Annotated in this window: 13 protein-coding genes; 6 read left to right on the forward strand and 7 right to left on the reverse strand. The window is 67.5% G+C overall.

Translation table 11 applies throughout. The features are described 5' to 3' along the window. Positions 1-265: 265 nt before the first annotated feature. The 3 genes from ACWEWT_RS26680 to ACWEWT_RS26690 are packed head-to-tail and all read left to right on the forward strand — an operon-like array spanning position 266 to position 3,383. Positions 266-1,585, forward strand: coding sequence for an ABC transporter substrate-binding protein (locus ACWEWT_RS26680; RefSeq protein ID WP_452562951.1), 1,320 nt, complete (start codon positions 266-268; stop codon positions 1,583-1,585). Then, a complete protein-coding gene (locus ACWEWT_RS26685) occupies positions 1,582-2,535 on the forward strand; it encodes a carbohydrate ABC transporter permease (protein WP_452562952.1) in 954 nt (317 codons plus the stop codon). The genes ACWEWT_RS26680 and ACWEWT_RS26685 overlap by 4 nt, the downstream gene beginning before the upstream one ends. Then, positions 2,532-3,383 carry a carbohydrate ABC transporter permease gene (locus tag ACWEWT_RS26690; RefSeq protein ID WP_452562953.1) on the forward strand — a complete coding sequence of 284 codons (852 nt, stop codon included), beginning with the start codon at positions 2,532-2,534 and terminating at the stop codon, positions 3,381-3,383. The genes ACWEWT_RS26685 and ACWEWT_RS26690 overlap by 4 nt, the downstream gene beginning before the upstream one ends. Positions 3,384-4,266: 883 nt before the next feature. Here ACWEWT_RS26690 and mftG read toward each other — a convergent pair. From mftG to mftA, 4 genes are all read right to left on the reverse strand, one after another. Beyond that, positions 4,267-5,724 carry a mycofactocin dehydrogenase MftG gene (mftG, locus tag ACWEWT_RS26695; protein ID WP_452562955.1) on the reverse strand — a complete coding sequence of 486 codons (1,458 nt, stop codon included), beginning with the start codon at positions 5,722-5,724 and terminating at the stop codon, positions 4,267-4,269. Positions 5,725-5,739: 15 nt separating this feature from the next. Then, positions 5,740-7,140 (reverse strand): mycofactocin biosynthesis glycosyltransferase MftF, encoded by a 1,401-nt coding sequence (gene mftF / locus ACWEWT_RS26700; RefSeq protein WP_452562957.1) that lies wholly within the window; start codon positions 7,138-7,140, stop codon positions 5,740-5,742. Between the two features lie 193 nt (positions 7,141-7,333). Further along, the gene (gene mftC, locus ACWEWT_RS26705) at positions 7,334-8,839 is read right to left on the reverse strand and encodes a mycofactocin radical SAM maturase (protein ID WP_452562958.1); all 1,506 of its coding nucleotides are present in this window, start codon (positions 8,837-8,839) and stop codon (positions 7,334-7,336) included. A gap of 16 nt (positions 8,840-8,855) precedes the next feature. Further along, entirely contained in the window at positions 8,856-8,954 is a 99-nt protein-coding gene (gene mftA / locus ACWEWT_RS26710) for a mycofactocin precursor MftA (RefSeq protein ID WP_327152569.1), read from the reverse strand. Positions 8,955-9,408: 454 nt separating this feature from the next. Here mftA and mftR2 point away from each other — a divergent pair, with 454 nt between their 5' ends. Both mftR2 and ACWEWT_RS26720 read left to right on the forward strand, forming a co-directional pair. Beyond that, a complete protein-coding gene (gene mftR2 / locus ACWEWT_RS26715) occupies positions 9,409-10,059 on the forward strand; it encodes a mycofactocin system transcriptional regulator MftR2 (RefSeq protein ID WP_452562960.1) in 651 nt (216 codons plus the stop codon). Between the two features lie 67 nt (positions 10,060-10,126). Beyond that, positions 10,127-11,182, forward strand: a complete 1,056-nt coding sequence (locus tag ACWEWT_RS26720; RefSeq protein ID WP_452562961.1) for a 2Fe-2S iron-sulfur cluster-binding protein — start codon at positions 10,127-10,129, stop codon at positions 11,180-11,182. 98 nt (positions 11,183-11,280) lie between these two features. Here ACWEWT_RS26720 and ACWEWT_RS26725 read toward each other — a convergent pair whose 3' ends face one another. Then, entirely contained in the window at positions 11,281-12,546 is a 1,266-nt protein-coding gene (locus ACWEWT_RS26725; RefSeq protein ID WP_452562962.1) for an FAD-dependent oxidoreductase, read from the reverse strand. Positions 12,547-12,553: 7 nt separating this feature from the next. After that, complete coding sequence (locus ACWEWT_RS26730; RefSeq protein ID WP_452562963.1) at positions 12,554-13,816, reverse strand: MFS transporter; 1,263 nt, start codon at positions 13,814-13,816, stop codon at positions 12,554-12,556. A 159-nt stretch (positions 13,817-13,975) separates the two neighbouring features. Here ACWEWT_RS26730 and ACWEWT_RS26735 point away from each other — a divergent pair, with 159 nt between their 5' ends. Then, positions 13,976-14,869, forward strand: a complete 894-nt coding sequence (locus tag ACWEWT_RS26735; protein WP_452562964.1) for a LysR family transcriptional regulator — start codon at positions 13,976-13,978, stop codon at positions 14,867-14,869. Between the two features lie 7 nt (positions 14,870-14,876). On the opposite strand, the gene ACWEWT_RS26740 is transcribed toward ACWEWT_RS26735, so the two are convergent. Further along, positions 14,877-15,635, reverse strand: a complete 759-nt coding sequence (locus ACWEWT_RS26740; RefSeq protein ID WP_452562965.1) for a glutamate racemase — start codon at positions 15,633-15,635, stop codon at positions 14,877-14,879. Positions 15,636-15,644: the final 9 nt, after the last annotated feature.

Raw genomic sequence — 15,644 nt, forward strand, 5'->3', positions numbered from 1 at the left:
GGGGTTACTCGGCCGGCGGCCACTGGAACAGCGGATGATTGCCGGCTGCTGAGAATCGACGACCGAGGTCGGCCGTCGATCGTCCGCCGCCGCGAGAAGCAGGCGAGTCGTTCGGGTCGATTCGCCCGGCGGCGTTGGACAATCGCAGGGCCGGAATGTCGGCGCCCGACAGCGACGGGCGGCCGGTCCCCGGCGTCGAAGCACGATTCGCGGATCCGTACCGGACGACAGCGCGCGAGCGCGCGACGCAGGAGGTGATCGCGGCGTGGGTGCGCGAGGAGGACCGTTGCGGCGGCGCGAGTTCCTCCGCGCCGCCGGTGGTATCGGCGCGGCGCTGGCAGTACCGGCAGTGGGCGGATGTGGCGACGACGACGCCTTGACGTTCTTCTTCCAGGCCAACCCCGCCGAAACCGACGGGCGCCGGCGCGTAATCGACGAATTCGCGCGCAGACACCCGGATATCCGGGTGCGTGCCGTCCTCTCCGGTCCCGATCCGATGCAGCAGATGTCGACCTTCTGCGCAGGCGGAAAATGTCCCGATGTGCTGATGGCGTGGGAACAGACCTACGCCGCATTCGCCGAACGGGGCGTACTGCTGGATCTGAACACCATGCTCGACCGGGACCCGTCGTTCGCCGCCGAGCTGGCCGCAGGAGGTGACGCGCCGCTGTTCGACACCTTCGCCTTCGCGGGCGGGCAATACGCGCTTCCGGAACAGTGGTCGGGAAATTTCCTGTTCTACAACCGGAAGCTGTTCGACGCGGCCGGGCTGCGTCCCCCCGCACGCTGGGCGGACGCGTGGAGCTTCGCCGAATTCCGCGAGGTCGGCAGTGTGCTCACCGAACGCGACCGGTCGGGCGAGGTCCGGCAGTGGGGGTTCGTGGATACCTGGGTTCCGTACTATTCGGCAGGCCTGTTCGCCGTCAACAACGGCGCCGAATGGGCGAGCCCGCGCACCCGCCCCGAGCAGTCGGGCTTCGGCACCGATGCTTTCGTCGAGGGTGTCCAGTTCTACGCGGACCTGGCCAACAGATATCGCGTAGCGCCCACACCGGCGGATCAGCAGTCGATCTCGGCCATGGATCTGTTCACCGGGGGCCGCGCCGCGCTGGCGCTGGGCGGGCACTGGCGATACCGCACCTTCTCCGACGCCGAAGACCTGGATTTCGATGTCACCGCGCTGCCGGCCGGACCCGCCATCCGTGGGGCGCGGTCGAATATCGGCACCACGGGCCTGGCGATATCCGCCGACAGCCCGCGGCAGGAACAGGCATGGGAGTTCCTGAAATTCGCCGCCGGTCCGGAGGGCCAGGCACTCATCGCGGAGACCGGACTGTTCGTACCGGTCCTCGAATCAGCAGTGCAGTCCACCGGGTTCGCCGAAGCGCACAGCGATATCGAGAACCTGGACATCCTCGTCGATGGACCGGCGAATTCCGCGCCGCTACCGGTCTCGGCCGATTGGGCACGTATCGATGCGCTGATGGACCGGTACATCGGCCCCGTACTCCGCGGCGCTGCCCCCGCGACCTCGCTGGCGAGCCGGCTCGCTCCCGCGGCCGACGAGGTGTTGTGCAGCCGATGACGACCGCCGACGAGATCTCGACCGGCGACCCCGCGGGGACGAAAGCCACCGCCGCACAGCCGCGCTCGGAACTGGCCCGGCGGCAGGCGCGGGCGGCGCGGCTGTTCATCGCGCCGAACCTGCTGGCGGTCGCGGTGTTCCTGCTGTTCCCACTGGGTTTCTCCCTCTATCTGAGCTTCCAGCAGTGGGATATGTTCGGTCCGATACGGTTCGCCGGCCTGGCAAATTTCCGCAGACTGCTCACCGCGGATCCGCTGTTCGCCATCGCGCTGCGGAACACCGTCGTCTTCACCCTCGGAACTCTGATACCCACCGTGTCGATAAGTCTCGTCGTGGCGGCCGCACTGAACCGGGGAGTGCGCGGAACGGGTTTCTTCCGGACGGTCATGTTCCTGCCACTGGCGATTTCGAGCGTGGTGATGGCGGTGATCTGGCGTTTCGTCTTCGATACGAACAACGGACTGCTCAATACGATGCTCGGTGCGATCGGCATCGGCCCCGTCCCCTGGCTCGTCGACCCGCGCTGGGCGATGGTTTCGGTATGTCTGGTGAGCGTCTGGAAGAGCGTCCCGTTCGCCACGGTCGTCCTGCTCGCCGCGATGCAGGGGGTCCCGGAAGACCTGTACGAAGCGGCGAAGATCGATGGGGCCGGAGCCGTGCGGCGTTTCGTATCGATCACCGTGCCCCTCATCCGGGGTGCGCTGTCCTTCGTCTTCGTCGTCTCGATCATCGATTCGGTCCAGGCATTCGACCAGATCTACGTCCTCACGGGCGGCCACGGCGGACCGGAGACCGGGACCTACGTCTTCGGCATCATGATCTTCCAGAACGCCTTCGCCTTCGGTGATGCCGGTTATGCGTCCGCCATCGCCTGGCTGATCTTCGTGGTTCTGCTGGCGCTCACCGTCGCGCAACTGTGGTTCGCCCGGAAGAACTCGCCCGAACGATGAACGGGCCACCAGTGCGGCGCCGCCAGGTCCGCGTATTCCTGTGGGCCTTCGGGCTCTATCTCGCGCTCATCGCGATGGCGTGGTGTGCGCTGCTGCCCGTGCTGTGGGCCCTGGCGGGTTCGGTGAAGAAACAATCCGAGGTGACCACACCGACGCTGCTCCCGGACGACCCCCAGTGGTCCAACTACAGCACCGTCTTCCAGGAGATGCCGTTCGCCCGGATGTTCCTCAACACCGTCTTCTACGCCGGCTGTGTCACGGCGGGCCAGGTCTTCTTCTGCTCGCTGGCCGGATACGCCTTCGCCCGGCTGCGCTTTCCCGGTCGTGACGTCCTCTTCGTCGCCTACCTGGCCACACTCATGGTCCCGCTCACGGTCACCGTTGTTCCACAGTTCGTCCTCATCCGGATCCTGGGCTGGACGGATACGCCCTGGGCCTTGATCGTGCCCGGTCTGTTCGGCAGCGCGTTCGGCACGTATCTGATGCGGCAGTTCTTCCGGACCCTGCCCGTCGAACTCGAAGAGGCCGCCATCGTCGACGGCTGTTCGCCGTGGCAGGTCTACCGGCGGGTGCTGCTGCCGAACGCGAAACCGGCGGTCATGGTCCTGGCGGTACTCACCTGGGTCAATGTGTGGAACGACTTCCTGTGGCCGTTGGTGATGATCCAGCGCCAGGATATTTCCACTGTCACACTGGGCCTGGTGTGGATGCAGGGCCAGTACGTCTCGAACTGGCCGGTCCTGATGGCCGCGTCCATGCTGATCCTGCTACCCCTGGTGATCGTCTACGCCCTCGCCCAGAAAGCATTCGTCCGGGGTATCACCATGTCCGGTATCGGCGGGCGGTGAACATCCGCTCGAGTACCCGGTTCCGCTGCTGACCCGCACCGACGGCCGGTGCTCGCTGCCGTATGGAAACGCTCGCAGTGTCCGGCTCGTGTCGAGCTGTACCCGAGTAGGTGCCGCCACCCTCTCGAGCAGCCCAGAATCCATGTAGACAGCAGCTACGTAGATTTCGACGACCACGACATGTCGGCCCTGCACGAATCTGCGGCACAGATGCCCGACTACGTCCCCGGCGAAACCGGCCTGGTCATGTTGACCGATGCCACAGAAATGGTACTGGATCCGCTGTCACCACACCCGGCGACAGCGGTCGCGGAGAGTTCGCTGAGCCTTCCGCACCGGCGCCGTACCTTCCCCGTGTCCGGCGCCGGGTGCGGATTCCCGGGTGGCCGGATCACGTTGCCGCAGCGGGCCACCCGAGGGAACAGAGTACAAGCTCGCGCCCCGATTCCCGGGAGATCGGCCCGGGGTGTCGAAAATGGAGATGCAATATTGCGCGGTGCCGCTTGATATTTCGTCCCGCCGACCCCGGTGAGCTGTATCCCCGACCGATACAGCTCACCTACCACACCGGTTGTCCCGGCGCAGGCGGTTGGGGCAAGCCGATAGCAGACGGCTATACCTCGGTGCCGGCAATTCGCAAACGGGCGGATGGCGGTATCCGGACGGTCCGTTACGAGCGGCCGGACAGGCTCGCGGCGAATCGCACCGGTGGAAAGTACCGCACCCACCGAGGGCGCGCCAGTGGGGAAATACCAGGCACCGCACAGTATCGGGTATCCAATCACGAGCGGTTCGCCACTGATTAGCGCACATAGAATGCTCCATGTATCGAATATTGTTCCGGCGCAGCGGCACCGGCACCACCGGTATTTCCGGTATGAATTCAGCGCAGTTCGGTGACGGCCCGTTCCGCCAGCAACACGACCGTCGCCTGCGGACCCCGGCTCAGCGGAACCGGGACCACCGAGAGGTCCACGACCGACAACCCCTCCACACCGTGCACCCGGAACCGCTCGTCTACCACCGCTCGCGGATCGTCGGCGCGCCCCATCCGGCAGGTCCCCGCGAGATGTTGCGAGGTGCCGAGCCGATCCAGCAGCCACCGGTCCGAGACCGGGCCGGTACCCCCGACCGGTTCGGCATCCATGCTCTCGAGGATCTGCCCGGCCAGTTCCACCGCACCGTGCAACCGGACCCGGTCGCTGTCCGTTTCGAGATAACCGTGTTCGATCCGTGGAGCGGTGCGCGGATCGGCGGTGGTCAGCCGGATACTGCCGGCGCTGGTGGGCCGCATCAGCGCCACGCCCATCCGGTACGCGCCCGGGGTGAACGCGATCGTGTAGGGCCGGATCTCGATATCGTCGAATTCCAGGACGTATTCCAGCGGTACGGAACGGCCATCGGGTGCCGGATGCCGATAGTCGATCCCGATCTCCGGATGATCGGTGAACCAGCGGCCGACGGGCGCTTCGGCGACCACCGGGATATCCAGTGCCGCCGACTGCGCGACCGGCCCGATACCGGAACGCAGCAGCAGCGCCGCCGATTCGATCGCACCCGCGCACAGCACCACCCGGTCGGCTCGGATGGTCTCCGGCTTCCCATCGGTGCGACAGTCGACGCCCACCACCCGGGTGCCCTGGAAGCACAGCCGGGTCACCACCGTCTCCCCGCGCACGGTGAGGTTGGGTCGGGCCAGCGCGGGCAGCAGATAGGAATGCGCGGGCCCTATCCGGTGCCGCCGTCCGGACGCGTCGGGGTGCCCGACTGTGCAGGGGACCGGACCCACACCCGATTCCGGACCGCCGGGCAGTGCGTTCCAGTCGGCCACCTCACCGAACCCGAGGTCCCGGCAGGCCGTGCCGAACTCCTGCACCAACGGGGTGGGCCGCGTGGTCCGGCGTACCGGAACCGGCCCGGCGCGACCGTGCCCGGGATGGTCCCCGAAGTCGTGATCGTTCTCCAGTGCGCGGAAGTAGGGCAGCGCCGACTCGAAATCCCACGACCGGCTACCGGTCTCCCGGCTCCATGCGGCGAAATCCCGGGCGGCGGCCCGGATGAAATAGGAGCCGTTCACCGATCCGGAACCGCCGATACCGCGCCCGCGCACGATGGTGCCCGGCCGGTCCGATGTGAGCGCCACGGAGTACCGCCACAACCAGGACGCCCGGTCGCCCAGCGGCAGGTCCGCGCTGTCGGCCAGTTCCGGCGGGAAATCATCGGAGCGCGCCCAGTGACTGCCCGCCTCGACGACCCGTACGGTGTGCCGGGGATCCTCGCTGAGCCGGGCGGCCAGGACGCATCCGGCCGTCCCGGCACCGATGATCAGCGTGTCCACCATGGATAACCGCTCGGGCTACCGGGGCGGGGCGGTCGGTTTCAGGGCCGCGAGGCTCCCGGCCCGGAACGCGCCCAGCCACAGACCGGTGCCGTAGCCGATATCGTCGACCCGCCGGAACGCGATATACCGCAGCGGATCCAGACCGCCCGGTTCCCGATGGGTGTACCAGTCGACCGCGCCCTCGGCCACCGCCAGCGCCAGCGCTATCTGCCGGATCCGGCGGGAGAACAACATGGCGGCCAGGGTTATCGGCCAGTAGTGGCGGCACATGGCCGAGGCGATACGCCACAAACCGGCGAAGAATCCACGCGCCACATAGATCGCCGCGACACCGGTCGGGTTGTCGACACCGGCGAACGCGCGCCGCAACCGGCGCAGCGGTAGCAGCAGGGTGAGCCCCGCGCCGAGCGCACCCCACCGGGTACGGGTCGCGAGCAGCAGCACCGCCGCCACCGTCCATTTCGGGACCTGCAGCGGCGACACCATACCCGCGTGCCGCTCACTGAGCGGAGCCGCACCCGTTCCGTAGAACTGTTTACGCCGGAACCAGTCCCGGAACGAGACCCGATGGTCGTGGGCCACATGGGCGGCCGGTTCGTAACGTGCCCGCCAACCGGATTGTTCGAGGCGCCAGCACAGGTCCACATCCTCGGCGACCTGCATGGTTTCGTCGAATCCACCTTCGGCTTCCAGAACCGAGCGGCGCACCAGCAGAGCCGCGCTGGGGACATACGAGACGACCCCGCGCGATTGCACCGCCGATTCACGGCGGCCCAGGTCCAGCGAGGATCGGGTGTGCTCGTAGCGGGCCAGCGTATTGGATTCCGGGTCCAGCGCCACGATCCGCGGCGCGACCAGCGCGACCTGGGGATCGCTGAAATGGCCGAGCATCACTTCGAGCCAGCCGCTGCGCGGCACCACATCGGAATCGAGGAAGGCCACGAACTGGGTTGTCGCGGCACGCAGTCCGGTATTACGGGCCGCCGCCGGGCCGCGGCTGCGCTCGTGGCGCAACACTTTCACCCGGCAGCGATCGGTGTGCTCGTCGGCGATCCGGACCTCTTCGTCGGATCCGTCGTCGACGACGATCACCGTATGCCCGCGCAGCGCGGCCAGTAACCGATCCAGGCCGACCGGGTTGTTGTGCAGCGGGACGATGATCGTCACGTCCTCCGGCGACGGCAACAACCGCGGCCGCGGATTGGCCACCCCGGAATCCAGTAGCCGTCTGGCAACCACCGCCGATTGCGGTCCGTTCACCTCGAGATAGCCGTCGCCGATCATTTCGGCGGCCTCGGGAGCCAGACGCAGCAACCGGGCAGGTGAACCTCCGATCAGGATTCGACCCCCCGAGTATGCGCGTACCCGTGGGTCGATCCGCACCCCGAATCCGTCGGGCAGGCGATCATTGCGCATTCCACGGATGGTAACTGCCGATTCGATACGAGACATCAGCAGTCCGGGAAAAAGTGTTTCGATCCGAAGAATTTGCCGGGACCACCGGGAGCGCGGACATGAAATAGATCACCGATACCGTTGCGCGGGTATGAAAAACCGCCCGGAGCAACGGTCTGGCTACCGGCGCTCCGAGCGGTCTCCCGGATGATCCTCACACGAGCGGACTCTCGTCACACGCGCGCGCCGGACGCCGCGCCGGGGGCAGCAGTGTCAGCGGAACCGGGCCGCCCGAACGCGACTTGCGAGGGGTGCTCTTGCGGGAATGGTCCACCGCCGGACGCGGGATGACCCGCCCGGTGGCGGCCAGCGCCGCTTCCCCGTAACCCTGCACGCACTCCGGATCGGGCCCGTCGGCGGGCAGTCCGGTGAAGAACTTCGCCGCCATACACCCGCCGCGGCAGGAGTCGTAATGGGCGCACGAAGCGCAGGCTCCGCCACCGCTGGGCTCCCGCAACTCCTCGAACAGCGCCGATTCGCGCCAGACCGTGGCGAAACCGCCGTCGGTGACCACATTCCCGGCATGGAATTTCTCGTGGATCGCGAACGGGCAGGCGTAGACGTCACCGAGCGGATCCACCAGGCACACCACCCGGCCCGCCCCGCACATGTTCAGTCCCGGCAGGGCCTGACCGTAGGCGGAGAGATGGAAGAACGAATCTCCGGTGAGCACCCCGTCCCCGTTGCGGACCAGCCACTCGTAGAGCGTGCGCTGCTGTTCCGGGAGCGGATGCAACTCGTCCCATACGTCGGCACCGCGACCCGACGGCCGGAGCCGGGTGAGCCGCAGGGTGGCGCCGTACCGATCGGCGATCTCCTTGAACTGGTCGAGCTGATCGATATTGTGCCGGGTCGCCACCACAGACAATTTCGCGTCCCGGAAACCGGCGTTCGCGAGATTCTCCAGCGCCCGGATCGCCGTGTCGTAGCTACCCGCTCCGCGCACCGCGTCGTTCACCTCGGCGTCGGCACCGTCCAGCGAGATCTGTACGTCGACATAATCGCTGGCGGCGAGCCGTTGCGCGACTTCGGGAGTGATCCGAACCCCGTTGGTGGAGAATTTCACTCCGACCTGATGCGAAGTCGCGTAATCGACGAGTTCCCAGAAATCCGGGCGCACGGTGGGTTCGCCACCACCGATGTTCACGTAGAACACCTGCATCCGCTGGAATTCGTCGATCAGGGCTTTGCACTGTTCGGTGCTGAGTTCCCCCGGGTCACGCCGGCCCGACGAGGACAGGCAGTGCACGCACGAGAGATTGCACGCGTAGGTGAGTTCCCAGGTGAGGCAGATCGGAGCCGCCAGTCCCGATTCGAAACGGTCCACCAGCCGTACCGCCGGATCGGCCGGGCCCACCCCGGTGAAGGGTGCGGGTTCGCCGAGCACGGCCGTCTCCGGCGCGTGCTGGATCATCTGCGAATCGGCCAGATCCCCCAGCGCCCGGACGTACGGATCGGCGGCCGAGTCCTCGATCCCGGCGGCCCGGATGGCCGCGCGGGCCGAGGTGTGCCCGGGCAGGGAGCGCACGATCTCGACGATCCGCGGATTCTTCAGGAAGGACAGTTTGCGGGTCCCGAAGTGGTAGAGCAGCGCGCCGAAGGGTTCCGGGCGCAGCGCCACTCGGGGATGCAGCTGCCAGCGCGTTTCCAGATCGAGCATGGTTGGCTCCCGCCGATCAGTAGACGCCGCACATACCGTCGATGGACACCTCTTCGATCAGGGATTCCTCGATCACGGGCGCCTCTTCGGCGGCGTGGGTATCGACGGTTCCGATCGGGCCGCGGTGATCGGTTTCGGTCTGTCCGAAAGAACGGTTGTCGGCCATGGCTGCCTCCACAGATTGGTGCCTGCGCCGGTCCGATGCCCTGGGCGGGCCGCTGCGGCGGCACCGCTGTGGATACCGCCGGTGAGCCCTGGCACAGTGCCGGCGCCGCGGCCGCACGCTGCGACCGCCGTCACACCATAACGTCATCCACTGACAAAATGGAACAGTTTCACGCGAATGCGTACCTCCGCCATCGCTGCGGCCGTACGCGTCCACAAGCCCACAGTCCGAACACACACCCACCTGAAGACGCACCTCGGCGTACCTCCGCCTTCGCTGCGGCCGTGCGCGTCCATATGCCCAGATCCGGTCACAACGCTGTCGGGTGTGGCCATAGACTGCGGGGGCAAAGCAGCTGAACAGAACGTGACGGGCGGATGCCGCTCGACGTGCAGAGGTGGCAATGGGAGTCGTGCGGATGCAGGCGAGTGGGGGCGGGGGCGGTAACGGCAGCACCCTCTCGGAGACAGAGATCGTCGAGGCGGCACTCCGTGTCGTCCGGGCCGACGGAGTGGAGAAGCTGTCCATGCGGCGGCTCTCGCGCGAACTCGGCGTCTCTCCGATGGCGCCGTACTACTACGTCGCCGATAAGCGGGAGCTGTTGGACCTGGTGGCGAGCGCGGCGCTGACCGGGGTGCGCAAACCACCGCCCGAATCGGGTCCCTGGCAGGATCGACTGGTCGATCTGCTGGCCCAGATCGACGAACGGCTGCGCCGGCACCCCGGGCTGGGGGATGTACTCATCGAGCAGATGCTCGGTAAACAGCTCGATCTGATCGCCGGAATCATGGAGATCCTGTACGAGGCCGGGTTCGACGATCGCAATGTCCTGGCCGGTTACGCCACGATTCACACCTATCTGTTCGGCCGCCGCCGGGTGAATCCGCGCAACCTCGACACCCCGCCCGATGTGGTGATGCCGGAACGAGTGGCCCGCGCAATGGAATACCTGCCCGATCTGCGCGGTAAGTATTCCTACGATTTCGGCGTGGGCGTACTGGTCTCCGGCCTGGAGGGACAGCTCGTCCGCCAACAATCGGCCGGCATAGGGTAAAATTGGAACACGTTCTAGTTTTGCCGTAGGCTCGGATGCCACCGGCTACCAGTGTCGAGAGGACGAGATGACCACCGTCGAAGTGCCCCATGGCTCGCGATCCGTCGTATTGCGGGTCGCCCAGGTCATCGCGGAAACCACCGACGCGAGCTCGCTGGTCTTCGAGGTCCCCGAGCAGGCGCGGGAGAAGTTCGCGTACCAGCCCGGCCAGTTCCTCACCCTGCGTATCCCCAGCGATCGCACCGGCTCGGTGGCGCGCTGCTATTCGCTGGCGAGTTCGCCCTTCACCGACGATCTGCCCAAGGTCACGGTGAAACGGACCAGGGACGGCTACGGCTCCAACTGGCTCTGCGACAACATCAAACCGGGCGATCAGCTCGAGGTCCTGCCGCCGTCCGGGGTGTTCACCCCGAAGAATCTCGACGAGGACCTGCTGCTGTGCGCGGCGGGCAGTGGTATCACCCCGGTGATGTCGATCCTCAAATCCGCCCTGGACCGGGGCAGCGGCAATATCGTGCTGTTCTACGCCAACCGCGACGCCGAATCCGTCATCTTCGCGCCCGAACTGCGCGAACTGGCCGAGAAGAACCCGCAGCGGCTGGTGGTGGTGCACTGGCTGGAGACGCTGCAGGGTCTGCCGACCGTGGCCGCGCTGAGCGAACTGCTGCGGCCCTACACCGCGTACGCGGCGTTCATGTGCGGCCCGAAACCGTTCATGGACGGCGTGCACGACGCACTCACCCAGTTGGGCGTACCGCGCAACCGCACCCACGCCGAGGTCTTCAACTCGCTGGCCGGTGATCCGTTCGCCGATACCGCCCCGGTCGAGATCTCCGACGAGGAAGCCGCGGACGCGGCCACCGTGGAGGTCGAACTCGACGGTGAGACGCACAACCTGAGCTGGCCGCGGAAACAGACGCTGGTCGACATCATGCTGGACAAGGGCCTCGATGTGCCCTACTCCTGTCAGGAGGGCGAATGCGGCTCCTGTGCCTGCACCGTGCTCGAGGGCAAGGTCGAGATGGAGAACGCCGAGATCCTGGACCCCGAGGATATCGAGAACGGCTACATCCTGGGCTGCCAGGCCCGGCCGGTCACCGACCACCTGCGTATCCAGTTCTGACGTTCCGGTCCCGCACCCGGCAGCGGGTCGAGGCGCCCCCGGCGGACAACACCTCGACCCTCCCGGAATCCCCGTTCGAGGGACCCGGCGGCCATCGCTCAGACGGGCACGGGCTCGGGTAGGCGGGCTCCCTGACGTTGCAGTTCCGCGCGCACGCTCGCCGTGGTGACCGTGCCGGTGCGGGCCTGCTGCGCCGCGGCCACCCCGGCCGCGTGGCCGGTGGCGAACGCGGTTCCCATCACGCGCAGTGACGCACCCGCCTGCCGGTCGCCGTCGAGGGTGCGCCCGGCCGCGTAGAGATTGTCCGTACCGTCACTGCGCAGGCAGTCGAGCGGAATCGGGTAGAAGCCGGGGTCTCCGATGAACTTCCAGGTGGACGGGATCCCCGGGCCCGGGTGGTACTCCATCGGCCAGGCCCCGATCGCAACCGCGCTCTCGGCGCTCTCCGGGCGGAGGATATCCGTCTCGTGCAGGCGGTACCGCGTGACGATATGACGGGATTCGCGGGTACCGAGTTCGGGTCCGGTGGTGACGATATAAGCGTCTTCGGCACCGGGAATCGTCCGCACCACCGGGAGGTAGGCCTGGGCCTGCCGGCGCGCACCGATCTCGGCCCGGGTGGTGTCGGCCGCGGAACGGGCGTCGTACCCCTCGTCCACCAGGTACATGATGACATCGCCGGAGACCGGCATCCGGGCCACCAGCCCGGATTCGGCGAGCAGCCCCGCCACCCCCGCGGCTTTGGCCGCGCGCACAGCCTCCCCGACGGTGTGCACGGTGACCTCGGCCTCGGGTGCGATACCGCCGAAGCGCACACCGAGGCTGCCGTTCTGTACCCACCCGTCGGTGCCGTAGCGGATTTCGGCTCCCGCGCGGTGCGCCAGATCGGCATCGCCGGTCGCGTCGACGAACGCCTCGGCCGTGAACCGATGCACCCCTTCGTGATCGGCGACCTCGACGGCGGTGATGCTGGTACCGGCGGTGTGGGCGCCGATCAGCAGGCTGTGCAGGCGGATATCGACTCCCGCCTCCCGGCAGAGCTCGTCGAGGACGACCTTCACGTTCTCCGGGTCGAAGACCACGGTGACCGCGTTGAATCTGCGCGGCTCACTGACCGCGCCGCGGCTCCTCAGCCCGGAGACCACCTCCTCGGCGATACCGAAAACGACCTGCTCCTGCTCATCGCGGGTGTACAGCCCGCAGTAGGTGACAACATTGCGCAGCGTCGCCGCGCCGCCCAGGCACGGACCGCGTTCGATCAGCAGGGTGCGGGCGCCGGTGCGGGCGGCACCGACCGCCGCCGCGATACCGGCCGAACCACCGCCCGCGACGATGACGTCGTAGTGCGTACTGCTCGGGGTCATACGAAGATCAGACCTTTCCATCGGTGGCGAGGAGCGCCGGAGCGCCGTCGCGCCGGGCGGCGGATACGGATTCACGGTTGTCGGCGTCGCGGATGAAGAACATCGGGACGATCGCCAGGCACGGCCCGGCGGCGAGCACGAGGAAGACCAGCTGGAACGAGCCACTGGTGCTGAAGACCAGCCCGACGACGGCCGGCACGATGGTGCTGCCGAGCTGCCAGAAGGCGTTCACACCGCCAGTGGCCGTCCCGGCGAGATCCGCGCCCGACAGCGTGGGGATCATCGCCATCATCACCGGGCTGTAGATGTAGGCGGTGATGCCGAGGAACGGAGCGATCCAGAGGAACTGGGTAGTGGTATTCGCGAAACTGAAAACGATCAGGCAGGTCGCGAAGGCCACCAGGATCGCGATCGTCAGCCGGCGGCGGCTCAGCCCGAGTGCGTCGCCCAGCAGGCCGACGAGCGGTTTGGAGAAGACCGCGACAGCGCCGAAGATGACCACGACGGTCCCGGCCCGGACCGGATCGATACCGACTCCTTTGACCATCAACAGGTTCGACCAGGTGATGAACCCGTAGGTGCCCCACAACGCTCCGAATCCGGCGAGCGCGAGCAGCAGCAGGCCGCGGTTGCCCAGGAGCGGTCGCAGGTTCGGGGAGCCGCCGGATGCGGCGCGGGCCACCAGCGGGCCGGGGCGCAGCAGGATCAGGCAGAGCACGCCGACGGCGATCGAGATGAACCCGAACAGGTGGTAGGAGCTGCGCCAGCTGTGCGATTCGATCAACCTGGGGACCACGGCATTCGCGACGACCAGACCGAGGGAGGTCGCGGTCATGAAGACACCCATCGCGAATCCACGCCGCTGCGGGACGAACCAGCTGGTGATGAGTTTGACGCCGCCACCGACCTCGGCGCCCGCACACAGGCCGATACACGCCTGGAAGAGCAGTCCCATCGCATGGCTGTCGGCTTCGCCGAACGCGAGCATGAAACAGCCGGAGAGCAGGATGCTCGCGCCGACGGTCAGCCGGGCACCGATCCAGTCGGCGATGAAACCGCCGATCGCGTTGGAGACGACGTACCCGATGTAATAGGTGGTGGCGAAGACCCCGAGGCCGGCGACCGCCACCCCGAGGTCGTCGCCGACCGAACCCGCCGCCGGGCCCCAGGTGGCGCGGTCGACCGAGGTCATCGTGAAGGCGGCCCAGCAGAGGGTCAGCACCACCCAGCGATATCGGGTATCGGGTGTTGCGGAGGAGAGCACGGTCACCGGAGGTCCTTTCGAGCGAAACCGGGGCACCGGCGCCCACGGAACGCGCGGCGGCTGTGGTGCCCACCACAATGCAACCGCGCGAGCGGCTCGTGATCCAATGCCACTTGGATGGCCCGGGTATGTCCTGAAGTTATGGCATACCGATCGGTATGTGAAATGGGAGCAACAGTGGAGCTACGGCAGCTACGGTATTTCGTCGAAGTCTTCGATCGCGGTTCACTGTCCTCGGCGGCGAAGGCGCTGCTGATCTCGCAACCGGCCCTGACACGCCAGATCCAGCAACTGGAACGCGAATGCGGTGTACCGCTCTTCGAACGGGTACCGGCCGGTATTGTACCCACTCCGGCCGGAACAGCCCTCTACCAGCATGTTCTCACCATCCTCCGCTATGCCGACACGGCGAAGGACGCCGCCCGCGATGCGGGCCCGGTACGCGAGATCGTGCAGATCGGACTGGCACCGGGTCTACCACCCACCTGGCTCGAGCAACTGATCGACACCGTCCGCGCCGCCGTACCGCAGGCATACCTTTCGCTGACCGACGCGATCAGCACGGTCCAGCTCCAGCAGCTGCGCGCGGGCCGCCTGGACATAGCGTTCGTGCATGAGCCGCCCACCGGGGACCTCGTCCGCCATCGCGTTCTGGAAGAGCCCTTCGGCCTGGTCGTCGATCCGCGGCTGGATGCCGGGTTCAGCGGCACCACCTGCCCGCTGCGCGCCCTCGACGGTATGGATGTGCTCGCCCATGCCCGTGACCAGGTCCCGATCGGGCACGACCGGCTCGTCTCTGCGGCCCACGAAGCGGGTATCGCGCCACGGTGGCATTTCGCCAACTACACCGAGAACGCGCGGGCCTGCCTGCGCGCCACCGGGGCGAGCGCGGCGATCCTGAGCCGCACCACCGCGGGACGGTTGCTGCCCGGCTGGGAGTGGCGGCGGCTGGTCGATCCACCGATCACCATGCAGACCTGGATCGTGCGGCAACCCGTGGTCCGCAGTATCGTCACCGCGGTCGCCGACACCATCGCCGGCGCCTTCGGAATCGACTGATCGGCTGCTATCCCGCACCCAGTACGCGTCCGGGCTCGTACGCGGCGGCGCCGGGCGGCAGTACCCCCGGACGGCCGCTCAGATACACCTGTACCGTCCCGTCACCGATCACCGGCCCCCCGAGCGCTTCCATCCGCCGCACCGTCTGCGCGGCGACGGCCTGCGCGCTGTCGAACAAGCGGACACCGTCGGGCAGCGCGGCGACGATGGTGTCCACGATCAGCGGATAGTGGGTGCAGCCGAGCACCACGCCCTCGACATCGGCGGGCGTACGCGACGCCGCGTCCGCCACCGCGGCGCGCACCCCGGCCATATCCCCGCGGTCGACCGCTTCCGCGAGCCCGTGACAGGCCACCCCGGTCACCTTCGCCTCCCCACCGAACCGCGCGATCAGATCCGCCTGGTACGGACTCGCCGTGGTCGCCGCGGTCGCCCATACGGCCACCGAACGGCAGGCCGCGGCCGCCGGTTTGATCGCGGGAACCGTACCCACCACCGGCACCCCGGCACCCAGATCGGCGCGGACGTGGTCCAGTGCGGTCACACTGGCGGTGTTACACGGCAGCACGACCACCTCGGCGCCCAGATCGCGCGCGACGCGACCGGCCGAAACCACCCGTTCGACCACCCAGTCCTGCGGTTTGGGGCCCCACGGCGCCCCTTCGGGATCCAGTTGCAGCAGCAGATCCACATCAGGACGCAGCTTGCGCAGCCACGCCGCGGTGGGCAGCAGCCCGAAACCGGAATCGATGAGCGCGACGATCACACCGACAGG

It is taken from the genome of Nocardia sp. NPDC003963 (assembly GCF_053605105.1).